The sequence below is a fragment of the Carboxydothermus islandicus genome (genome assembly GCF_001950325.1).
GTDB classification, from domain to species: domain Bacteria; phylum Bacillota; class Z-2901; order Carboxydothermales; family Carboxydothermaceae; genus Carboxydothermus; species Carboxydothermus islandicus.
Genome location: NZ_BDJL01000001.1, coordinates 106,983 through 129,500, shown reverse-complemented (window position 1 = coordinate 129,500; position 22,518 = coordinate 106,983). Strand labels below are relative to the sequence as shown.

Genomic DNA, 22,518 nt, shown 5'->3' with positions numbered 1-22,518 from the left:
ACGGCAACGGGATTTCGCTGACAGAAAATGAGGCATCTAAAACCCTTTGCATTTGATACTTAAAAAGGAGCGGGTTTTTAACCGCTCCTTTTTAAAATTTCCTTGTTTCAAGACCATAATTCAAATTTACTTTGTAAAAAACCCCGGGAATTAACCCGGGGTTTTGGTGTTACTGGATGGAAGTTAAGGCCCAGAAGTTGGGGTCGTAGATGTAACCGGTGTAGGTCTTATAGCCACTCTTGGTCCAGATGGATACCCGTACCTTGTTCCAGACGCCTTCCCGGCCAAGATAGCGCATCTTGTAACCTTTTTGTAAGGTTACTAAGAGCTTGCCGTTAGGTGCTACCCGGAGGTTGGTCTTGGTGTAGGTGAGTTGCACCATCTGTCCTACGTACTTGCTGTACTTGTCGCCGGTGTTGTTAGCAGGCGGTGTTGCAGGCTTTTCATATTTTACGGTAATGGTCTTGGTTGCTACGTTACCAGCAGCATCAGACGCTTGAATTACAACTGGATTGTCACCTTCAACAAGGTCGATTTTTACAACAGTATTTACTTCTTTATTTGCCAAAATTGAAACTGCTTTTTCACCTACAATCAGGTTTGTAACTTTATTATCATCAGTTGCTTTGATGTTAAGTAAGATGTAGGAAGTATTTACAGTAAGACTGCTGTTCAATACCTCAATTGTTGGTGCAGTTGTATCATTAGCAGTTCCTGGCGGCAATACCTTTACTTTAGCAACAACGTTGTCATAGCCAGCTAATTTCACTATTCTATCGGCGGTTGACTTTTCTGCTGTATAGTAGACAACTACACTTCCGTCATCTCCAAGAGTATATGATTGTCCATCAAAGGTTATAGTTTTGTTTGCAACAGCTTTACCATGTGCGTCTTTAACAGTTACAGTTATAAAGCTCGGTTTATTTAATTCGATAGAGGTTTTATCAAGGGTTATAGTATGTGGTTTAACGTCTAAGGTAGACGCAACAACACCATTAACTTTAATCTGAACTTGAGGAGCAGCATTTACAGTTGCCACATCACTTGCAATTACATAGAACATATAAGTTGCAGCAGTTACAGAATTAGATGCAATCAAATTTGAATAATCCTTATCCGAATATGTCAAAAGGTTTACAGTATTAGCATTGTTGCTATCCTGAACTGCAACAAGTTGAATATTAGCAGTTAATTCTTTATCATTTCTTGGATCATAAACCCGAACTGCAACAGTTTCTTTGAATCCATCGGTAAGGACATTATCTGCCGGAACATCAACATAAACTTTTGGCGCTACAGCATTAATCGTAAGTGTACCTAATTTTTTATTATCTGTTGTGGAAACTGTTAGAGTTAAGGTACCAACTTTATTTATATTTAGACCTTGAATCGTAAATTTGCCATAGGCATCAGTTGTATAGCTTGAATTAATATTTTGAACAGTTGCTGATGTATCGCTAAATTTGGATGTTATATTAAATTGCTTATTACTTACTGCAGAGCCATTTTCTTGTATAGTTATAACAACATTATCAGAATTCCCAACAACAACGGATGCTTTGTCGGCTGATACTGAAAGAGTATTTAAACCTAATACTTCAAATGGTACTTTAGCCATTACGGTACCATCTAATTTTTTGATCTCAAATCCAAACTTGTCTACTAATACGCCCTTTAATGTGGCATTATACTCGCCATTATTTATATTTGTATTTTGAGCACTTACAATCACACTAGTTGCCGGATAATATTTACCATCGCTCGCTTTATAAACAAACGCTGCTGTACTTGAGCTATTTACAACAACTTGTGCATTGTTTATAAAATTACCGTTTAAGTCTTTGACAATGAACTTAATTGGGAATTCAGTATCATAGGTAGCAGAAGTTACCGACGGAGTTACCACATAACCATCAACAGACATTGTCGCTGTTTTTACATATTCAGTTGCACCTTTTTTGGCTTTGACAGTTAAAGTTAAAGTGCCACCTTGAGTAATACCTGCAAGATCATAATTGCGTGGATTACTTACTGAGGTTTTATTTGTACTTAGGGCAATATTTAAATCATCATTTCCTGCAACTGTCAAGTTAGCAGAACCAACATATTCAGGATAAGTAAAATCCATGTTTTGAGCACCAACTGCAATTTTTACAGTTACTGTAGCAGTGCCAGTTTCAGTAAATTTAATTTTTCCATCATCAAAATTAATGTTTATTTTACCGTCATTTAAAGCACTACTATCTACACTTAATGTAAGTTCCTTCTTAGTGGGATCATAACTTTCATAAGTTACCTCATCAACCGTACTACCAGCTGCGTTACCATATACTGCCGCAACACCGGAAATAACAACTTTAGCATTATAAGCTGTTTCAGTTACAGTATTTGCTGGAATTGAGATGTCAAAAGACTGATATGCCCCTTTTAAAACGGTAGTAGTTGAAAGAGTTGGTGTAAAAGTAACTGGATTAACTAAAACATACCCTAAAGCTTGCTTGTTCGTATCATCATACACGAAATATTTTGCCGAATAAATAAATTTAGGTACAGTTAATGAAAAGTTCCCAGCATCATCAGTTTGGACTGGTGCATATGTTTCATAGGTAACACTTGCTATTGTACCATCTTGTTCATTATAAACACCGAAAATAATTGTTTTGCCTGTTAGAGGATCCCCAGTAGTATCATCAACCAATCTTCCTTTAATTATTGCTCCCTCACCTTTTTTGACGGATGTTATCGGCTGATTGTCAAGGTTGTATAGTGCAATGCCTGTTGCAAGTTTACTCCCAGCAAACGCCATAGCCGGCAACATGCTGAGAAGAAATGCTACGATGGTCAGAATTGCGATGGGCTTTTTGTGTTTTAATTTTGCCATCTTCTAAATTTTCCCTCCTTAAAAAATTTATTTTGGGCTTAGGCCCATTTTTGAAACCAGAAAGGTATATTTAATTGTTCTTCCCTTTCCCGGTCTTTCCCCCCTCTCATATGTAAACTTTCTATTGTTTACACTGTTAGGAACCCTTGAAAGATTTTTCAGGGTTCGAAACCTTTTAGACAATTTAAATAAATCGTTACCAGTATATGCCTGGAAATTGTATTTATTACCTATTCGCCATGTTTTCTAATTTTCCTTCTATTTTATAACAAATTTTTTATTTTTTTCTTTGTGTAGAATATTTTTCTTTTTTGCCAATTGCGTGGAGATTTTGGAGACAGTTCATCTACTTATTAATTTTATGGCTTCAATCCTTAGATGTCAACCATTTTCTTGTATTTTTGTATAGGATTTCCTTTATCTATTTTATCAATAAAATTATTTTTATCTTATTTATCTAAAATAAAAAATCCCCAGGTGTGAACCTGAGGACTAAAGCAGTAAAAAGCCCCGGGGGTTACCCGGGGCTTTGTGGTTTTAGGCATTGGTTAATGCCCAGAAGTAAGGGTCGTAAATGTAGCCGGTGTAGGTCTTGTAGCCACCCTTGGTCCAGATGGAAACTCTTACTTTATTCCAGACCCCTTCCCGGCCAAGGTAGCGCATCTTGTAACCTTTTTGTAAGGTTACCAGAAGCTTGCCGTTAGGTGCTACCCGGAGGTTGGTCTTGGAGTAGGTGAGCTTGACCATCTGTCCCACGTACTTGCTGTATTTATCTCCAGTTGTCACTACCGGTTTGTTGTAAGTTACGTCGGAAGTAGCTGTGGCAATATTTCCGGCAACGTCGGCAGCTTCAACGGTAATAGTATTCTTTCCTTCTTTCAGGGTTACGGTTACTACTTTATTTACTTCAACCATAGGTGCTACCAGTTCGATCCGCTGGCCGTTAACCAGCAGTCCGGCGACCTTACCTTCGTCGGTAACTTTGATGTTTACATCAACGGTTTCCTTATCGGTGGTAACCGGAGCTTCGATGGTGATTACCGGCTTCTTATCGTCTACAACAAATTTAGCGGTGATTTCCGGTTTGGTGATATTGGCATAAGCCGGTGCATCAACTACAATCTTACCGGTAGCAAAGGGCATTACGGTAAAGATTACTTTGCCATCGGCATCGGTGGTACCGGTGAGAGCAACTCCGGTGCCGTTTAAGGTTACGGTAGCGTCTTTAATCGGGTTGCCGTGAGCATCTTTTAAAGTAGCTTCAACGGCATTGTCGCTTCCTACCGCTACTTCGGTTTTATTCACGGTAAGGACAGCAGGTTTTACGGTAAGTTCGGAAACCTTAATGCCGTTTACTAAGAGTTCAAGTTTGCCGTCAAATTTGTAAGTAGAAGCTTTGGTTGCTATAACTTTAACTGTAGCGGATGCACCAGAGATCAAATAAGTATTACCATTCACAGTCTTTAAAGTATTGTCATTTAAGTCATAGACTCCAAAGGTTGCGGAATTGTCATATACACTAAAGGTTACCGTAGTGTTTGCAGTGAGTTCTTTGTTGTCTACCGGGCTGTATACGGCATAGCTTACCGCTTCTTTCTGGCTGTCGGTGAGGATGCCGTCCGCAGGTGCAAAAACTTTAATTACCGGAAGTTTGACTGTTACCGCAAAGGTACCATACTTTTTGCCGTCGGTAGAAATTACCTTAAAGTTTATGGTACCCGCTTTGGTTAAGCTTCCCAGACTTATGGTGTATTTACCGTTGATATAGGTGACACCGTTTACAGTCTGGTTGATGCCGTTTAGATCGGTGTAAGCGACATTTACATTATCGGTTACTCCGTAGGCACCTTCTTTAACGGTAAAGGACACTTCGGTATCATAACCGGCTATTAAGGTTGCTTTTTCCGGCGTTACGGTATAGACGTTGCTTCCCAGAACCGGATAGGTAAGCCGGGCTTTCTTGCCGCTGGGGTCAACCACATTTACCACAAAGTTTGTTACATCGGTTAAGGCGCCGGAAGTAAAGTTATACTGGCCATTGACGATGTTAGTAATTTTGCCATCAACAGTTCCGGAATACGGACCGGAAATAGTAACAGTTGCGTTGTTGATCGGAGTACCGTTTTTATCGGTAACGGTTACTTTGGGAGTAACAGTAGCACCATAGACCAGGTTGGCTACCGTTGCGGCATCAAGGGTTGCTTTTAAGCCATCGACCGGAATGGTCAGAGTCTTTGTTTCCTGAGTGTTGTCGGTTAAGGTCGCCACAACGGTTACGGTAACATCTCCCGCCTGGGAGGGGTTGATGTTAAAGGTATATTCGGCTTTATTGCTATCGCTGGCGTTGACGTCAGGACCGGTTACGGTAACCTTAACGTCTTTCAAAGTAGAATTGGTATCGCCATATACTTTATTGTTGACATCCTTTACATAAACCGCAAGGGTTGTGGTTGTATCCGCAGCCAGTGAAGTCACATTGGTAAAGACATTTACTTTGGCAGCCGGGTTTACCGGAATGTTTAAAGTCCCCAGAAGCTCAGCGTTGTCCGCATAAAGACCATTGGCAAAATCTACCGCATCTTTTTGATAGTAAGCTTTGACCGTTAAGGTTCCGCTGGTGTCCAGTACTTTTAAATTGGCAAGATTCAAGACACCATCGGAATCAGCAACGGCTACTTTGGTGTAGTAGGTGCTATCAATCACAGAACCGTATATAGTTCCGGATACACTGCTCTGGTCAATTTTTACACCGCTAAATTCAAAGTAATAGGTTCCGTTAGCCACGGTAACCGCAGGCTTGGCGGTAAAGGTAACGTTGTTGTCAAAGCTGCCACCGGTAAGAGCGGTTTTGTCAGCGGTTACCGTCAGGGCTTGTGGAGCTACGGTAATCTCTTCGTATTTAACGAAGCTGTTGCCATCGGTATTAGCGGTTCCCAGGGCATAGGTGCCGGCATAGGTGAATACGGGAACGCTGATGGCAAAACGGCCGGTGTCGGTAACGGCACTGGTATAGTAAACACCAGCAACCGATTCATGCTTTAAAACCATTTGCCGGCCTGCCGGTAGGCCTTTGATGGTCCCCCCAAGAATTACGCTGGTGTCTCCCACTTTGTAGCTGCCCCGAGCATCGGGGGTGTACTCGTAACGCGAAAGAACGTAAACTACATTGGAAACATCGATACCATCGGTAGCCTGGAAGGCGTAGTCCCCTTCCTGACCAAACACATAGTTCTTAGCAAAGGTACCATCGGCTAATGTAGCAGTTAAAGTGTCCGAAGTACCTGCTGGAGTAGTATAAACGATGTTCACTACTCCTTTGTTGCCGTAAATGTCCACTACGCTACCGGAGACCAGGGTAGCAGTAGTGCCCGGCCTTACCGTAGTCGGGCTAAGGGTTAAGACGTACTTAGCCGGCGTACTGGCCAGGACAAAAGCGGGGAGCATGGTGAGTAAGAAAGCTGCCATCGTGATAATCGCAATGGCCTTTTTCCCCTTGAGTCTTATCATTTCTTTCCCTCCTTAAAAATTTTATATATTTATTTAAAAAAATACGGAACCCTATGTAAGATTTTAGATATTTTGGACATTAAGGCTATTATAGATTTTTTAGACTATTTTTATCACATTTAAATTTTAAAGCATCCTCCAGTAGACTGTCAATTGTTTTTAGGCCCTATGGCTTGTTTTTCGTTATTACTTATCAGGATTTTACTTTAGATTTCTTCTTTTCCCTCTTTATTTGTTTTACAAATTTTTTCGGGGAAATGGTAATCGACACCATTTTTAATATTTCGACATATTTAGACATTTACTGCCGCTGGTTTTCTCTTCCAACATAATATTCGTAAGCTTAGAAAATTTTCGGAGGGTCTCAGGGGAAAAAGTTAAATTTTGCAGTTGTTTTCAGGGGAGACTTTCCTGGGTAATCCGGGAGAGAATCCGTCCGGTTACCTGCGGGGATGGAAGAGATACTTTGGTCAGGTAATTTAACTTCATTGCGGGAAGCTTAGAAAAGATATCCAGGAAAGCAGGTAAAGTAAGGTTGGTTTTTATATTGTGAACGAGAAAGGTAAGATGTCCCGGAACTTTCCACATTTCTCCGGGCAACAATAATTTTTGGACCAGGGCCTTTACCAGGTCGGTATCGTTGATTCGTTTGCCGGCAAGGGTATCTTCAAAGATGGCAATGACCGGTACCGTTTCGCCCTGCAGGTTTACGCTGCCCAGGCGGCGGGAAAATTGTTCGACTACCGTCTGGTCGATGATGATATAATGCGGGATTTTAGTATTAAAGGCTTTCTCCAGGGTTTTGGTAAAGGTGGACAAACCCTTTTGGGTATAGATTTCCCCGGTGGTAAGGGTTTCTCCGGGCAACAAGGTGCAGGTAGGTACGGTAAGAAGGGCCGGGATTCTGGTTCTGGGATTGTAGGTGATGACGGTGATAGCTTTTAAGCCGCCTTTTTCGGTCCAGAGGAGAAGGATGTTCTGGTTTGGGCAAAAAGGGGCCGGAGGGGTAGGTTCGGCACTGGGAGCAATGTAGTTTTTAATCCCTTCCTTAACGTGAAGAGGGATGGCAAGGGTAATGCCGGTGGTTTCTTCTTCATAGCTGTTTTTTATAATAGTTTTTTTAAGTTCACCGGTTTTTACAGGAGTAGTAATAAATATGGTAATGAACAGTACCGCTATGAAAAAGAAAAACCTTTGCAAAATAAAAACCCCCTTTTGGCCTCTAAGTAATAGTTTGGGCCGGAAGGGGGGAAATATACGTTGACGGTGGTAAGTGGTAGGTGGCCTTTTTGAAATTGGAAATTAGATGTTGGATGTTTGAAATGCCATATTTATGGTATTATTAAATCAAGAGGTGATTACCATGAAAAAAAGCGTAAAAATATTGCAACTAAAGCTTCCTTTTGACCTTGATAAAAAGTTAGCTGAACTTGCAAAAAAGAATCAAACCAGCAAGAATAAGATAATTGTAGATTTACTCAGTAATCAAATAACGGGATTAGAAGCGAGAAAATTATTAGATGAAATTAAAAACGAAATAAAACCAGAAGACGCACCAGACTGGTTTAATAAGCCTGCTTCTGAATATATTAAGGAGTTAAGGAGTGATGGATAGTTGCCGCCTCAGCTCAAATTAATAATTATTGGGTTATAACAAATAATAAGAAAGATTTTTCAAGTGTTAAAGCTATAACTCTTCTTGAACTAAAATAATTCTACAAAAAAATCTGCCAATGGTGGCAGATTTTTTATTTTTCATCTCAGTGCTGATTATTTCTTTTGCTGAGCATGTCCCACATGGCCAGGGCTTTACCGGTACCGAGGGCCACACAGGATAAGGCATCTGGAGCTACAAAGGTAGGCAGGCCAGTTTCTTTGGCAATTAGCCGGTCAAGACCGTTAAGTAACGAGCCACCGCCGGTCATGACTATACCGCGATTGACAATGTCAGCAGCAAGTTCCGGGGGGGTGCGCTCAAGGACTTCTTTAACGGCATTGACCACAGCAACTAAGGGCTCGGTTATTGCCTCGTGGATATTAAGGCTGGTTACTTCCACATTTTTAGGAAGGCCGGTTAAGAGGTCGCGTCCGCGAATTTCCATTTTTTTAATTTCCGTTCCTTCGGGAAAGGCAGTACCGATTTCGATTTTCACTTCTTCCGCTGTTTTTTCCCCGATTAAGAGGTTAAACTCTTTTCTGATGTACTTGACGATGGCATCGTCAAACTTATCGCCGCCCACCCTTAAGGATTTGCTTACCACAATACCTCCAAGTGATAACACGGCCACGTCGGTAGTCCCGCCGCCTATGTCCACAACCATAGAACCGTACGGCTCGGAAATGTCAAGCCCCGCTCCCAGGGCTGCAGCGATGGTTTCCTCGATGACTTCCGCTTCCCGGGCGCCGGCCTGCTTGGCTGCCTGCTTTACCGCCCGCTTTTCCACATCGGTAACACCGGCAGGGATACTGACCATGATCCGGGGTTTAAAGAAGAGGGGCCGACCGCCCAAAGCTTTGGTAATAAAGTAACGGAGCATTTTTTCGGTGGTATCGTAATCGGCAATCACCCCTTCTTTAAGGGGGCGGATAGCGACAATATTGCCCGGGGTACGGCCAAGCATTTTTTTGGCTTCTTCGCCGACAGCGATGATCTGTCCCGTATCCCGGTTTACCGCTACAACGGAAGGTTCCCGTAAAACAATTCCTTTACCTTTTACATACACAAGCACATTGGCAGTACCGAGGTCTACCCCGATGTCAGTGCTCCAGTTAAACATTTATATAAAACCCCTTTCGGTAGAATAATCCATTTGCCCCTACATAATAATAAAACAGTAGGGTCCGGCTCCTGCCGGCGATTATGCAGCATCGGGAGATGCTCCTACATTTTTTCAAATCGTAGGGCTGACTCCCTTCAGCGTATGTTTTTTGGGCAGCAGGGGATGCCTTAATGGTGGTAGGTCGTCAGTCGTAAGTGGTAGGTAAAAGATTTAATACCGAACGCCAACCACATACCACTTACCACAGTTCAATCTGCTTGTCTAATAATGAGCTAAAAAATAGGATTTTGTCAAATATTATTTTATTCTACCTCCAGGGGAAAAAATCCTGCAAATTTAGAGTTATTTGGCCATATTTTTATATTTTTTGCGGGTAGCCTCACCTCCCCGGATGTGCCGCTCCGCTTTGTTCTGCTCGAGAATTTTTTTTATTTCCCCGGCCAATCTTTTATCTAATGCAGGGAGGCGTTCGGTTAAGTCTTTGTGAACGGTACTTTTACTGATGCCAAAAACTTCGGCGGTTTTTCTAACGGTTGCCCTGGTTTCTAAGACATAATAAGTAAGCTCAAGGACCCGCTTTAAAATGTATTCCTGCATTAAAAAACCTCCCGCGCATGGCATTGGTTAGTAAATACTATGCGGGGAGGGGAGGATTTAGAAGTAAAAACAGTTGTAAGTGTTAGGTGGTTGGTGGTCTGTATAATTTATAATCTCTCAATTATAATTGCCTCTCTGAAGATTTTATCCCTAATGACCGGTTTTACCGCAGCAAAAGTTCCAAGGTCGACTTTCCTTTTAAAAATTTCTTCGAGGGCGTTTTTTAATTCAACAAATTGAAAGATAGTAACTGGCTCAGCGAAATCAATCAATAAATCAACATCACTGGCTTGACCTGCTTCATCCCGGACAAAAGAGCCAAAAAGTCCAATTTTGGATACATGATAGGTTTTTAGTAATTTTTTATTTTCAAAAAGCTTATTTATAATAAAATTTTTATCTTCCATAACTAATCACCTGCTTATAATTATAAACCCAACTTATTAAATAACTCTTCAAGGCTTTCCGCCTTTATTATCTTCCCATTTATAATGTCTTGGGAAACTTTTCGTTCCTCTTCTTGCCAGGTTTTGCTCCAAAAGTATAGTTGAGATTTCGAAATAAAGTTTTTACTTTTTTTAGACAAGGTGATATGAAATTTTGAAAGCAAATTTAGTTTCATAAAATCACCCTACTGTATTTTTTTTCTTACTTTTAGTATATTTTTAAGCCGGATTTATGTAAAGCTGTAAGATTTATTTTTTCGCAGCTTTTATTGGCACCAGGGCCTCTTAACTTAAAATCGGCGCACAGGAGTGCGCGCCCTTTATTTCATCATAAAAGTAACAGGAGTTGCCCTGCCGGAAATACAAAAAAAGCAGGCTGAAGCCCGCCGTACCTATTTATATAAAATAATTTTAGTCCCGGGGTAGTAGTGGCTTAAGATTTCCCGATAGTTTTGGCCCTTATCCGCCAGAGCCGCCGCTCCCCGCTGGCAGAGGCCAACCCCGTGGCCGTAGCCCCGGGTGGTGAAGATGATTTTATCACCCCGGGTGCTTACGGTCATTATCGTTGATTTTAGCCCCAGGCGGTAGCGAATTTCTTCGGCTAAGAAAATACGGCTGCCAAGTTTAATCTTCTTTACCCGGCCGGTGCCGGTTCGTTCGCTGATTTTAACCGGCTTTGTACCTGTAGATACGGCCAGGGCCTGGAGGTCCGTTCCCAAAACTTTATCGATATAAGAAATTTTAAACGTTTTCGTTTCTACCGGATAGTCGTTTTCCTGACACGTTACCGATTTTAAATAAGGAACATCGTAACCCCAGACATCTTTGGCCGCTTCCGTCTTTTTACCGCCGCAGGAAGCGTGGTAAACCGGATCAATTAGCTCACCGTTATATACCAGCACTTTACCCTTCGTGGAGTTGACCGCCCACTTAATGCGGGATAAATAATAGTAGTATTTTACCCCCCAGCGCTTTCTCAGCTCTTCCCCGGAAAGATAAGCCTGGCTGTGGGTCGGATCGGTACACAGGTCCGCCCCGGGATGATATCCCCTGGTGTTTTGCGGGGATAAAATCCGCTTCAAGGTATAAGTTCGCGCCGCTATGGCCTGGGCTTTTAAGGCTTCCAGGGGATAATTCGGCGGCATTTCGCCGGCAACAACCCCTACCAGATATTCTTCCAGTTCCACCGTCTCGATTTTCCCGGTTTGGTGGTTGTACAACTTTAAGGTTATCCCTTTTTCCGGCTTGATCCTGACCGGCTTCTCCTCTTCCTTCTCCTGCCTAACCGTATAAGCTGTCCACGCTACCAGCAAAATTAATATGGCAATTGCAATTTTTTTCATAATACTCACCCGATTTGGCATATTTTGGTTATTAATAGTTTATACGCCAGCGGGTGAGTTTATACATCTTAATCACAGTGCGATTTCTATAAACTCTTCAGGTGTAACAATTTTAATATTTTTATATGCTTTTAATTCCAGTAAATGCTGATCCCCGGTAACGATAAAGTCAGCTTCTCCGGCTTCAGCGCATTCCAATACTCTGTTGTCTGCCGGGTCATTATCGATTATTTCAATTTTTTCCAAAGGATAGACAAAATAAACCCAAGGAAGCTCTACAAATTTTTGGATGATTTTCAGCCTTTTATCAACACTCCCCAATATTTTAAATTTATCCCGAACCAATACCCTGGAGTATTCACCTACAATTTCTTTGCTAACCAGTGGATAAAAACGGTTAAACACCCAGGCATCAAGAACTTTTGCAGGATAAGTGTTTCTCTTTAAAAGTCCAGATATAAATACATTGGTATCCACTACCGCCCGCATTTCCTTACATCCTCTATTTCTTTTAATACTTCTTCTTCCGAGATTTCATAATTTGCCGCCTTTTCCCGTACTTCCTCTAACATAGTTTTTAGTTCCATCATTTTTACTTTTTCCTGTACTTTCTTTAATTGTTCATATTGCTTGTAACTCATTATGACCCCTTTTGGCGCAGAACGATAGGTGATAACTATTACATCACCCTTTTCAATTTCTTCTAAATATTCCCCTAAACGCGGTCTTAATTGATCAACTCCAATAATTTTTTCCATCCAAAACACCCCAACTGAAGATTTATTTTAACATTAATCTTAACTTTTATTTTAAGTGTTTTTTTAAATTTAAGCAAGCCAATTAACAATTTTTGCTGAAAAATAAAAACGCCGGTAATTTATACCGACGTTTTAATCCCCAACCCTGTAAATTTTCGCTCCCAACCCCCGGAGTTTTTCTTCAAACCGCTCATAACCCCGGTCAATATGGAAGATATGGCCTACTTCGGTGACTCCATCGGCTACAAGGCCGGCTATAACCAGAGCGGCTCCGGCGCGTAAGTCGGTAGCTTTGACCCGGGCACCGGTCAGGCTTTCTACCCCTTCAATGAAGGCGGACCGGCCTTCGATGCGAATTTTGGCTCCCATGCGGTTTAATTCGGTAACGTGCATGAAACGGTTTTCAAAGACCGTTTCGGTTACCACGGAAATTCCCGGCACGGTAGCCAGCAATGCCATCATCTGAGCCTGTAAATCGGTAGGAAAGCCGGGATAAGGCAGGGTTTTTATATCAAGAGGTTTTAATTTCCCCTTACTTCTTACCAGCAGGGCGTTTTGGTCTTCATCTTCAATAACTTCAGCTCCGGCTTCAATAAGCTTGGCGATAAGCGGGGTTAAGTGGTCGGTAATAACGTTTTCTACAATTACTTCTCCATGAGTGGCCACCGCCCCGATCATGAACGTTCCGGCTTCAATGCGGTCGGGAATTACGGTGTGGTTAACGCCATCTAAATCCTTAACACCGGTAATCCGGATGACTTTGGTTCCCGCACCCTTGATTTTGGCTCCCATGTTGTTTAAAAAGTTGGCCAGATCCACTATTTCCGGCTCTTCAGCAGCGTTTTCAATGATGGTTTGCCCTTCCGCTAAAACCGCGGCCATCATAATGTTTTCCGTAGCTCCCACCGAGGGAAAGTCGAGATAAACGGTATTCCCCTTTAACTTTGGTGCGGTAGCTTCGATGTAGCCATGTCCCATTTCTATTTTAGCTCCTAATGCTTCAAAACCTTTTAAATGAAGATCAATGGGCCGAGCGCCAATGGCACATCCTCCCGGCAGGCTTATCCGGGCCCGTCCGGTTCGGGCTAAGAGCGGTCCCATTACCAAAAAAGACGCCCGCATCTTGCGCACCTGCTCGTAAGGTGCTTCCGCCGACGTTATTTCCGGAGTATGTAAAACCACTTCTCCCTCGGAAAAGGTATATTTCGCCCCCAATGCTTTTAAGACCTCAAGCATCGTATAGATATCGGTAAGCTCCGGGACTTCGGTAAGGCGAACGGTACCTCCGGTTAAGAGGGCTCCTGCTAAAATGGGCAATGCTGCATTTTTGGCGCCGCTTATTTTTACCCGTCCCGTAAGACGCTGTTTTCCTTCTACGACAAACTTTTCCATCCTGTTCCTCCTGCTTAATAGTTACCAAGCCACGCGGGAATGCCTAATTTAATCGCCGCACCCCCCGGCTTACTGTTTATAATAAGCTGATAGTTTACTTTTTCTCCATTTATCATTATAGCGGTATTTAGAGCCGGCGTATAGCCCAAAACCACGGTGTTTTCGCCATTTTTTTCGATTTTTTTCACCGTTCCCCCGACTATTTTTTCCGGGTTCCTGCCGGTATAGGTAAACTCTAACAGGTAATAGCGTAGCCCCCGTTCTTCGGGTAAAAAAAGGTCCGGCCCGGCAATAAGACGTTCGTACCGGTTTTCCCCGGGCTGATACAATACCCAGTATTTTTTCCCTTCAGCAAAACACTCGGTACCGAGATCAGCAAAGGTAAAGCTGTCATTCAACAGGTATGCGAGCTTTTTTAAATCATCTTCGGGCCTTTTGTTTATTTTACTGCCAAAAATAATTTTTAATTCCGGATTCCTTACTTCCGCTTTGCCCATGATTTTCTGGCAGAGTACGTACTCCGGGTAAGAACCGGTAGAAATAAAACTTACCGCCAGTACCGTTAGTAAAAAAGCCGAAAGGATTTTTTTCATCGGTATCCCTCCGGCTAATAGTTTTGCCAAAATTAAGTAATAATAAAAAAGCGCACCTTTTTTGGTGCGCTCTTTTACATTTTTCCCGCTGCTTTTAAGCGGTTTAAAGCCCGGCGCATGGCCAGTTCCGCCCGGAGCACATCAATATCGGGAGTGCGCTTGGTGAGGCGCTCCCGGGCCCGCTCCAATGCTCTCTGGGCCCGCTCCACATCGATCTCCTCACCCCGCTCGGCGGCATTGGCCAGAACCACTACTTTGTTGCCCTTTACCTCTAAAAAGCCACCGGTAAGGGCAATTTTTTCCGTTCTCCCCTCCACCGTATACCGTAATATTCCTATATCGAGGGAAGTAATTAACGGGGCGTGAAAGGGTAAGATGCCGATTTCCCCTTCCACGCCGGGAGCAACCACAAACTCCACGTATTCGTTCGCCACTACCCTCTCGGGGGTGACTACCTCAAGCTTGATTTTATCCGCCATGTTTATGCACTTCCTTCAAGCTCCCGGGCCCTTTCCACCACTTCGTCGATGGTGCCCGCCATGTAGAAGCAGGTCTCCGGAATATCGTCGTGCTTGCCTTCCAGGATTTCCTTGAAGCCCCGGATGGTTTCTTTCACCGGCACGTACTTACCGGGCCGTCCGGTAAACGCTTCGGCCACGGTGAACGGCTGGGAAAGGAAGCGCTGTAACTTCCTGGCCCGGGCCACGATCAGCTTGTCTTCGTCGGAAAGTTCATCCATACCTAAAATGGCAATGATGTCCTGCAGTTCTTTGTAGCGCTGGAGTACCCGCTGTACGCCCCGGGCTACCTGATAATGTTCCTCCCCGACAATGTGCGGGTCTAAAATCCGGGAAGTGGAGTCAAGGGGGTCCACCGCCGGATAAATCCCGAGCTCGGCAATTTGCCGGGAGAGAACGACGGTAGCATCCAGGTGAGCGAATGTTGTTGCCGGCGCCGGGTCGGTCAAGTCGTCCGCCGGCACGTAAACCGCCTGGACCGAAGTAATGGAACCCTTCCGGGTTGAGGTAATCCGCTCCTGGAGCTGACCCATCTCGGTCGCCAGGGTGGGCTGATAACCCACCGCCGAAGGCATCCGGCCCAGTAGAGCGGACACTTCGGAACCGGCCTGGGTGAAGCGGAAGATGTTGTCGATAAACAGGAGCACGTCCTGCCCCTCTTCATCCCGGAAGTATTCCGCCATGGTAAGCCCGGTTAAACCTACCCGCAAACGTACCCCGGGGGGCTCGTTCATTTGCCCGAACACCATGATTGTTTTATCCAAAACACCCGCTTCTTTCATTTCGTGGTAAAGGTCGTTACCTTCCCGGGTCCGCTCGCCTACACCGGCAAACACGGAAATACCCCCGTGCTGCTTGGCAATGTTGTTGATAAGCTCCATCACGATAACGGTCTTGCCTACGCCGGCACCGCCGAAAAGCCCGATTTTACCACCTTTTAAGAACGGCACCAAAAGGTCGATAACCTTAATTCCCGTTTCCAGGATTTCCGCCCGGGTGGACTGTTCTTCCAGCGGAGGTGCGGGACGGTGAATGGGATAGCGGTGTTCGCTTTCCACCGGTCCCTTGCCATCAATGGGTTCTCCGAGCACGTTTAACAGACGTCCCAAAACAGGACGCCCTACCGGAACGGTAATGGGTGCTCCGGTATCCACCACCTTCATACCCCGAACCAGACCATCGGTAGACGACATCGCTACCGCCCGGACCCGGTTGTTGCCCAGGTGCTGGGCAACTTCCAGCGTCAGGTCAATGGGCACTTCGGTGGGTGTGTCCTGGTCTTCGCTTCTTATTTTTAAGGCGTTATAAATGGGAGGAACCTTACCCGGTTCAAACTCTACGTCCACCACAACGCCGATAACCTGCACTACCCGACCTACGTTCATCAAATAACCTCCTTCTTTTAGGCCTCAAGGGCAGCAGCACCGCCCACGATCTCGGCAATTTCCTTGGTAATTGCCGCCTGACGGGCGCGGTTAAGCTGCAGGGTAAGCTTGGCAATCATCTCCGTCGCATTTTCCGTTGCGGTATCCATGGCGGTCATCCGGGCTCCGTGTTCGGAAGCCTTGGATTCCAGGAGAGCCCGGTACACCTGAACCTCAACGTATTTCGGTAACAGGGTGTTTAACACCGCATCGGCCGACGGTTCGAAAATATATTCACCACCCCTGGTCTCCTCGGCAGGAGCTTCCAGCGGCAACAGCTTTACGGTCTGCGGCCGCTGCACCAGAGGGTTTACAAATTCCGAAAATACCAGATAAACTTCATCGAAGGTGCCGTCTAAGTACTTTTCCATGATAAAGCCAGCTATCACCCGAGCCGCATCAAAGGAAATCGACTCGCCAAGGTTTGTAAACTCGCCGACGATCTCAAAACCCCGCTTTTTAAAGAAGTCCCGGCCTTTACGGCCAACGGTAATAAGCTTCGGATTGGCAAATTCTTTTAACTCCACGGTAGCTTTTCTTATAAGGTTGGCGTTAAAGCCACCGCAGAGCCCGCGGTCCGCCGTAATGAGCACATAGCCGGTAGCTTTGACTTCCCTTTTTATTAAAAGCGGGTGAGTTGTTTCGGTGGTGGCCGCCGCGGCTCTTGCTAAAACATCTTTAATTCTTTTCGCATAAGGCCGCGACGCCACCACCATTTCCTGGGCCCGGCGAAGTTTTGCTGCTGCGACCATTTTCATTGCTTTGGTTATTTGCTGGGTATTTTTGATACTTTTGATGCGCCGGCGTAAATCCCGCATGCTTGGCATTTTTTCTCACCACCTTCTCTTAAGCGAAGGTCTTCTTGAATTCTTCGATAGCTGACTTTAGACGGGCTGTCAGTTCTTCCGTTAGTACTCCTTTAGTGCGAATTTCTTCCCCAATTTGCGGGTAGTTGGCCCGCATGAATTTTAAAAATTCAGCTTCAAAAGGCCTTACTTTTTCTACCGGAAGATCATCTAAATAGCCGTTAACCGCCGCAAAAATCGCCATGATCTGTTCTTCTACCGGCATCGGTTTGTACTGGTCCTGCTTTAAAAGCTCTACCAAACGCTCACCGCGGGTAAGGCGAGCTAATGTAGCTTTATCAAGGTCCGAGCCGAACTGGGCAAAGGCAGCCAGCTCCCGGTACTGGGCAAGGTCCAGGCGCAAGCTTCCTGCAACCTGCTTCATGGCCTTAATCTGTGCCGCCCCACCGACCCGGGAAACGGACAAACCAACGTTAACCGCCGGCCGCACCCCGGCATAGAAAAGGTCAGACTCCAGGTAAATCTGCCCGTCGGTAATGGAAATCACGTTGGTGGGAATGTAAGCCGAGACGTCACCGGCCTGGGTTTCGATGATCGGCAGTGCCGTTAAGCTACCCCCACCGTACTCGTCGGACAATTTTGCTGCCCGCTCCAAAAGACGGGAGTGTAAGTAGAAAACATCTCCCGGATACGCTTCCCGACCGGGCGGACGGCGCAGCAACAGGGAAAGCTCCCGGTAAGCTGCCGCTTGCTTGGAAAGGTCGTCATAGACCACCAGGACGTGCTTGCCCTGCTCCATAAACTCTTCTCCCATAGCACAGCCGGCATAGGGTGCTAAGTAGAGAAGGGGAGCCGGATCGGAAGCGGTTGCCGAAACAACGATCGTGTAGTCCATCGCTCCGTGGTCTTTTAAGGTTTGTACCACTTTAGCCACGGTAGAAGCTTTCTGACCGATCGCTACGTAAATACAAATCACGTCGGTATTTTTCTGGTTAATTATGGTGTCAATGGCTATTGCGGTTTTTCCGGTTTGCCGGTCGCCGATGATTAACTCCCGCTGACCGCGGCCAATGGGAATCATCGAGTCAATAGCTTTAATACCGGTCTGCAGCGGCTCATGCACCGATTTCCGGGTGATAACACCCGGAGCAATCCGCTCCACCGGACGGTACTTATCGGTCACAATCGGGCCTTTGCCATCTAAAGGCTGACCCAGGGGGTTTACTACCCGGCCGATCAAAGCATCTCCTACCGGAACGGATACAACCCGGCCGGTTCTCTTAACAGTATCCCCTTCTTTAATATGGGTATAGGGTCCGAGAATAACGCAACCCACATTGTCTTCTTCCAGGTTTAACGCCATTCCCAGAACCCCGCCGGGAAACTCCAGAAGCTCGGAGGCCATGCAGTCCTCCAAACCGTAAACCCGGGCGATACCGTCACCGACCTGGATAACCGTCCCCACGGAGCTGACTTCGACCTGCACCTGGTAGTTTTCTATTTGCTGTTTTATGATTGAACCAATTTCTTCAGGGCGTAAACTCATGGGGATTTATCACCTCGCAGTTTTAACCTTAACCGTAAATACTCCGCTTTAAACGGTAAAGCTGGTTTTTAATACTGCCATCATAAACTTTATTCCCAACCCGCACCACAATACCCCCAATTAAATCGGGATTGGTGCGGACCTTTAAGGTCACTTTCTTCCCGGATAACTTTGAAAGCTTATCTTTTATTAAATTGGAAAGATCACCTTTTAATTCCCGGGCGGATTCAACTTCTACCAGCATTTCTCCCCGCTCTTCCCGGAGTTTTTCCGCAAAAAGAGCGATAATTTCCGGAAGATATACTTCCCGCCGTTTATCCACCAAGAGCTTTAAAAAGCTTTTGGTGATGGGATGAAAATCGGGAAAGAGCTTTTCCAAAAGCTCTTTTTTGGCAGCAGGAATCAGTACCGGGTTATCCAGAACCTTTTTTACATCCGGTGTTTCCTGAATAGCTTTTTCCAGAACTTCGAAGTCGTGAGCTATCGTGTCAATAGCTCCTTTCTCCCGGGCCAGTTCAAACAGGGCGGACGCGTATCTTTTAGCTACAGCCAGGGATTTCATTACATTTTCACCTCATTTAAGAACTCGTCCACCAGCTTTTGATGGTCTTCAAGGGTAACTGCCCGGTTTAAAATTTTGCCTGCGGCCAGTACTGCCAGATTGCCGATTTCCTGGCGAAGCTCTCTAAGAGCTTTTTCTTTTTCCTGGGCAATAGTAGCCTTGGCATCGGCGAGCAAAGCCTGAGCTTCCCGCTGGGCCGTAGCGATAATCTCTTCTTTTTCCGCCTGCGCCGTTTTCTGGGCTTTGGCAATAATTTCCCGGGCCTCTTCCCGGGCACGGGCAATCATGCCGTCGTATTCGGCTTTAATCCTCTCCGCCTCTTCCTGAGCTCTGGCGGCTTTTTCTAAAGATTCTTCAATGGATTTTTTCCGGTCTTCTATGGTTTTCAGGACCGGTTTATAAAGAAGGGTCTTCAGTATAAATAAAAGTACAAAAAAGTTAATAATTGTCCAAATAAAATCAGACCAATCAAAATGCACTCATAAGTCCTCCCTTCAAACGGGATAAAACCGCACCGCGAAAAACAGTGCGGTCTTAGCTCATCTTATTGAGCAGCATAAAGGCGATAACCAGACCGTAAATGGTGAGGGTTTCCATGAAAGCGAGGGCGATGATTAAGAAAGTCTGTACAGTACCCCTGACTTCCGGCTGCCGGGCCATAGCTTCAAACGCCTTACCGGCGGCAATACCCTGACCGATACCGCTACCTATCGCCCCAAAACCTACAGCAATACCCGCACCAATAGCAATTAAACCAGCAACTAAACTCATTGTAAAATCCACCTCCGTTAAGATTTAGAAATAAATTAGAAACTTAAAAAATTAATGATGATCATCGTGTACGGCTTCGCCAATATACGAACTGGTTAAAAGGGTAAACACCACCGCCTGAATGGCACCGGTTAAAACCCCTAAAAGGTTAAATACCACCGGTATTAACATGGGCACCAGCCCCATAAACGTTCCTACCACCAGCTCGTGGCCGTAGATGTTCCCGTACAACCGCATGGATAGGCTCAAAGGCCGCACCAGCTGCTCCAAAATATTTAAGGGCAGCATAAAGATAAAGGGTGTAATAAAGTGCTTGAAGTAACCCAGCCCTTTTTCGGCAATGCCGAAAAATTGGGTCGCCAAAAACACAATGATTGCTAAAGCAGCAGTAACGCTAATGGTTGAGGTCGGCGGAACGTACGGTCCTTCATGGCCTGCAAAAGGAAGTAAGCCTATATAGTTGGAAATCAAAATAAACAAGAAAAAGGTCGCAATAAAGGGAAAATACTTCGGTGCTTTTTTTTCACCGACAATACCACCGATAAAATTATAAAGTCCTTCCACAGCCATCTCTAAAATATTCTGCAACCCCCGGGGAACACGCTCCATTTTTCTTGTTCCGAGGTAAGAAATCAGAGCTAAAAAAGCCATTACTCCCCAGGCCGTTTTCACATAAAGACTCGGATGCAAAAGGCCTTCTAAAATCCCGGTACTTTCCGCCATGCTTCCGAACACAATTACTCACCTCCTCCGCCCGGTAATCCCAAGCCCAAAAGGCTCAGTTTAATAAAAGAAAAGCCTAAAAGAAAACCAATAATCTCCTCTACACCTTTTCTCACTATAAATAAAATTAATATGGCTAAAAGGATTAGTCTTATATAATAACTTATCAGGACTAAACCTTTACCCCGCCCGATTTTACCGCCTAACCAAACGGTAAGTGAAATCGCAAGCAAGTTTATAAACCCCACAAGGCCACCCAGGGCAAAACCCAAGGCTAAAGAGGGCTGGTTAATACGGTATAGAAAAGACATAATTGCTATAAAAAGTATGCCACTTAGGACAATAACTATCTTTTTTTTCATTTTATTTTTCCCGGCTAAAGTCAAAGATTGCTTTAAAGGCAGTCATAACACCCAGTACCAAAAAAATAAAGGTAAGCCAGGGATAGGTGGAAAATTTTTTATCCAGGATGCCGCCCAGCCAAACTCCACCAACGATAGAAAAAACCATGGTGGTGGCTAACTGTACCGCACGGGCTAAAAAATAATAAGGATTTTTTTTATCACCGCCGTTGTCCGGCATCCCGCCACCCCCGCAAAATAAACCACTTTACATTATTCAACACATTTAAGCAAATTCCTTCTTTGTGATAACATTCTCTAACGTAATTATTAATGATTTTTATAGCGAAAATTCCTCCGGAGGTAATTGGTCAATTTTATAGTAATACTTTAACGCCCGGTAAATCCGCAATGAAGCTTTGCCATCACCGTAGGGATTTACGGCATTGGCCATCTTTTGGTAGGAATTTTCATCAAATAAAAGTTCCTTAAGATTTTTATATACAGCCCCGGTACTGCTGCCGATAAGCCTGACCGTTCCCGCCTCAACCGCCTCCGGCCTTTCGGTCGTATCCCGGAGCACCAGTACCGGCTTCCCCAGGGAAGGTGCTTCTTCCTGGATGCCTCCGGAATCGGTTAATACTAAATACGACCGCGCCATAAGGTTGGCAAAAGGTTCGTAATCCATCGGCTCTACCAAATGAACCCGGGGATGCTCCCCAATTACTTCTTTAACCGCTTCCCGTACCACCGGATTTTTATGAACGGGAAAAATTACCCTTACATCAGCGGCTTCCTCCAGTACTTTTAAAAGCCCCCTGTAAATGTTTTTTAGCGGTTCTCCCCAGTTTTCCCGCCGGTGGGTAGTCATTAAAATAATCCTTCCCGGCCGGTTCAAGATAGCCTCTATCTCCGGGGCAAAACGGTAGTTTTCCCGAACGGTGTAATACAAAGCGTCAATTACGGTATTACCGGTGACAAAAATGTTCTCCGGTAAAACCCCTTCTCTCAATAGATTTTCCCGGGAGGTTTTCGTGGGAGCAAAGTGAATATCCGTTAAAACTCCCGTAAGTCTTCGATTCATTTCTTCGGGCCAGGGAGAATATTTGTTTCTCGTTCTAAGTCCCGCTTCCACGTGACCCACCGGAATTTTCTTATAAAAAGCCGCCAGAGCGCCCACAAAAGTAGTGGTGGTATCGCCATGGACCAGCACTAAATCCGGTTGACACTCGTCCAATACTTTTGACACGCCCAAAAGCGCCCGGGACGTTAAGTCCGGAAGGGTTTGACGCGGAGTCATCAGGTTTAAATCATAGTCCGGGGTAATGTTAAAGAGTTTTAATACCTGGTCTAACATTTCCCGGTGCTGGGCAGTTACCGCTACCAGGGTTTCAAACTCGGGGGAGTCTTTTAAGATTCTGTATACCGGGGCCATTTTTATCGCTTCCGGCCGCGTCCCAAAGATTAAAAGTATTTTCGGCATCGCTGCTCCTTTCTATTGGAAGTTGGAAATTAGAGATTAGAAGTTGG

At 44.8% G+C, this 22,518-nt stretch carries 23 protein-coding genes; 1 reads left to right on the top strand and 22 read right to left on the bottom strand.

Annotation, left to right across the window (positions count from 1 at the left end; translation table 11 throughout):
* Positions 1 to 169: 169 nt before the first annotated feature.
* From ciss_RS00770 to ciss_RS00760, 3 genes are all read right to left on the bottom strand, one after another.
* Positions 170 to 2,881 carry an Ig-like domain-containing protein gene (locus tag ciss_RS00770; RefSeq protein ID WP_075864422.1) on the bottom strand — a complete coding sequence of 904 codons (2,712 nt, stop codon included), beginning with the start codon at positions 2,879 to 2,881 and terminating at the stop codon, positions 170 to 172.
* A 537-nt stretch (positions 2,882 to 3,418) separates the two neighbouring features.
* Positions 3,419 to 6,388, bottom strand: coding sequence for a carboxypeptidase regulatory-like domain-containing protein (locus tag ciss_RS00765; protein ID WP_075864421.1), 2,970 nt, complete (start codon positions 6,386 to 6,388; stop codon positions 3,419 to 3,421).
* Between the two features lie 396 nt (positions 6,389 to 6,784).
* The gene (locus ciss_RS00760) at positions 6,785 to 7,588 is read right to left on the bottom strand and encodes an LCP family protein (protein WP_075864420.1); all 804 of its coding nucleotides are present in this window, start codon (positions 7,586 to 7,588) and stop codon (positions 6,785 to 6,787) included.
* A gap of 163 nt (positions 7,589 to 7,751) precedes the next feature.
* Between ciss_RS00760 and ciss_RS00755 the strand changes: the two genes are divergently transcribed.
* Positions 7,752 to 8,003, top strand: a complete 252-nt coding sequence (locus ciss_RS00755; RefSeq protein ID WP_075864419.1) for a hypothetical protein — start codon at positions 7,752 to 7,754, stop codon at positions 8,001 to 8,003.
* A gap of 145 nt (positions 8,004 to 8,148) precedes the next feature.
* On the opposite strand, the gene ciss_RS00750 is transcribed toward ciss_RS00755, so the two are convergent.
* From ciss_RS00750 to wecB, 19 genes are all read right to left on the bottom strand, one after another.
* Entirely contained in the window at positions 8,149 to 9,165 is a 1,017-nt protein-coding gene (locus ciss_RS00750; protein WP_075864418.1) for a rod shape-determining protein, read from the bottom strand.
* 345 nt (positions 9,166 to 9,510) lie between these two features.
* Positions 9,511 to 9,765, bottom strand: coding sequence for a sporulation transcriptional regulator SpoIIID (gene spoIIID, locus ciss_RS00745; protein ID WP_075864417.1), 255 nt, complete (start codon positions 9,763 to 9,765; stop codon positions 9,511 to 9,513).
* A 107-nt stretch (positions 9,766 to 9,872) separates the two neighbouring features.
* Positions 9,873 to 10,172, bottom strand: a complete 300-nt coding sequence (locus ciss_RS00740) for a nucleotidyltransferase family protein (RefSeq protein WP_075864416.1) — start codon at positions 10,170 to 10,172, stop codon at positions 9,873 to 9,875.
* A 431-nt stretch (positions 10,173 to 10,603) separates the two neighbouring features.
* Positions 10,604 to 11,575, bottom strand: coding sequence for a stage II sporulation protein D (gene spoIID, locus ciss_RS00730; protein ID WP_268874185.1), 972 nt, complete (start codon positions 11,573 to 11,575; stop codon positions 10,604 to 10,606).
* A gap of 51 nt (positions 11,576 to 11,626) precedes the next feature.
* Positions 11,627 to 12,043 (bottom strand): putative toxin-antitoxin system toxin component, PIN family, encoded by a 417-nt coding sequence (locus ciss_RS00725; protein ID WP_075864413.1) that lies wholly within the window; start codon positions 12,041 to 12,043, stop codon positions 11,627 to 11,629.
* The gene (locus tag ciss_RS00720; RefSeq protein ID WP_075864412.1) at positions 12,031 to 12,312 is read right to left on the bottom strand and encodes a type II toxin-antitoxin system Phd/YefM family antitoxin; all 282 of its coding nucleotides are present in this window, start codon (positions 12,310 to 12,312) and stop codon (positions 12,031 to 12,033) included. The genes ciss_RS00725 and ciss_RS00720 overlap by 13 nt, the downstream gene beginning before the upstream one ends.
* 132 nt (positions 12,313 to 12,444) lie before the next feature.
* A complete protein-coding gene (gene murA / locus ciss_RS00715; protein WP_075864411.1) occupies positions 12,445 to 13,704 on the bottom strand; it encodes a UDP-N-acetylglucosamine 1-carboxyvinyltransferase in 1,260 nt (419 codons plus the stop codon).
* Positions 13,705 to 13,718: 14 nt separating this feature from the next.
* Positions 13,719 to 14,297: a hypothetical protein gene (locus tag ciss_RS00710; RefSeq protein WP_075864410.1), complete on the bottom strand. Its 579-nt coding sequence runs from the start codon at positions 14,295 to 14,297 to the stop codon at positions 13,719 to 13,721.
* 74 nt (positions 14,298 to 14,371) lie between these two features.
* Positions 14,372 to 14,776 carry a F0F1 ATP synthase subunit epsilon gene (locus ciss_RS00705; RefSeq protein ID WP_075864409.1) on the bottom strand — a complete coding sequence of 135 codons (405 nt, stop codon included), beginning with the start codon at positions 14,774 to 14,776 and terminating at the stop codon, positions 14,372 to 14,374.
* 2 nt (positions 14,777 to 14,778) lie between these two features.
* Entirely contained in the window at positions 14,779 to 16,200 is a 1,422-nt protein-coding gene (atpD, locus tag ciss_RS00700; protein WP_075864408.1) for a F0F1 ATP synthase subunit beta, read from the bottom strand.
* Between the two features lie 17 nt (positions 16,201 to 16,217).
* A complete protein-coding gene (atpG, locus tag ciss_RS00695; RefSeq protein WP_075864407.1) occupies positions 16,218 to 17,066 on the bottom strand; it encodes an ATP synthase F1 subunit gamma in 849 nt (282 codons plus the stop codon).
* 19 nt (positions 17,067 to 17,085) lie between these two features.
* Positions 17,086 to 18,591 (bottom strand): F0F1 ATP synthase subunit alpha, encoded by a 1,506-nt coding sequence (atpA, locus tag ciss_RS00690; RefSeq protein ID WP_075864406.1) that lies wholly within the window; start codon positions 18,589 to 18,591, stop codon positions 17,086 to 17,088.
* Positions 18,592 to 18,619: 28 nt separating this feature from the next.
* Entirely contained in the window at positions 18,620 to 19,153 is a 534-nt protein-coding gene (gene atpH / locus ciss_RS00685) for an ATP synthase F1 subunit delta (RefSeq protein WP_075864405.1), read from the bottom strand.
* Positions 19,153 to 19,632, bottom strand: a complete 480-nt coding sequence (atpF, locus tag ciss_RS00680; RefSeq protein ID WP_075864404.1) for a F0F1 ATP synthase subunit B — start codon at positions 19,630 to 19,632, stop codon at positions 19,153 to 19,155. The genes atpH and atpF overlap by 1 nt, the downstream gene beginning before the upstream one ends.
* Positions 19,633 to 19,687: 55 nt before the next feature.
* Positions 19,688 to 19,924: an ATP synthase F0 subunit C gene (gene atpE / locus ciss_RS00675; RefSeq protein ID WP_034541847.1), complete on the bottom strand. Its 237-nt coding sequence runs from the start codon at positions 19,922 to 19,924 to the stop codon at positions 19,688 to 19,690.
* A 51-nt stretch (positions 19,925 to 19,975) separates the two neighbouring features.
* Positions 19,976 to 20,659 (bottom strand): F0F1 ATP synthase subunit A, encoded by a 684-nt coding sequence (atpB, locus tag ciss_RS00670; protein WP_235837211.1) that lies wholly within the window; start codon positions 20,657 to 20,659, stop codon positions 19,976 to 19,978.
* Positions 20,660 to 20,661: 2 nt separating this feature from the next.
* Positions 20,662 to 21,009, bottom strand: a complete 348-nt coding sequence (locus ciss_RS00665) for an ATP synthase subunit I (RefSeq protein WP_075864403.1) — start codon at positions 21,007 to 21,009, stop codon at positions 20,662 to 20,664.
* 1 nt (position 21,010) lies between these two features.
* Positions 21,011 to 21,229: an AtpZ/AtpI family protein gene (locus ciss_RS00660; protein WP_075864402.1), complete on the bottom strand. Its 219-nt coding sequence runs from the start codon at positions 21,227 to 21,229 to the stop codon at positions 21,011 to 21,013.
* Positions 21,230 to 21,328: 99 nt separating this feature from the next.
* Positions 21,329 to 22,471 carry a non-hydrolyzing UDP-N-acetylglucosamine 2-epimerase gene (wecB, locus tag ciss_RS00655; RefSeq protein WP_075864401.1) on the bottom strand — a complete coding sequence of 381 codons (1,143 nt, stop codon included), beginning with the start codon at positions 22,469 to 22,471 and terminating at the stop codon, positions 21,329 to 21,331.
* Positions 22,472 to 22,518: the final 47 nt, after the last annotated feature.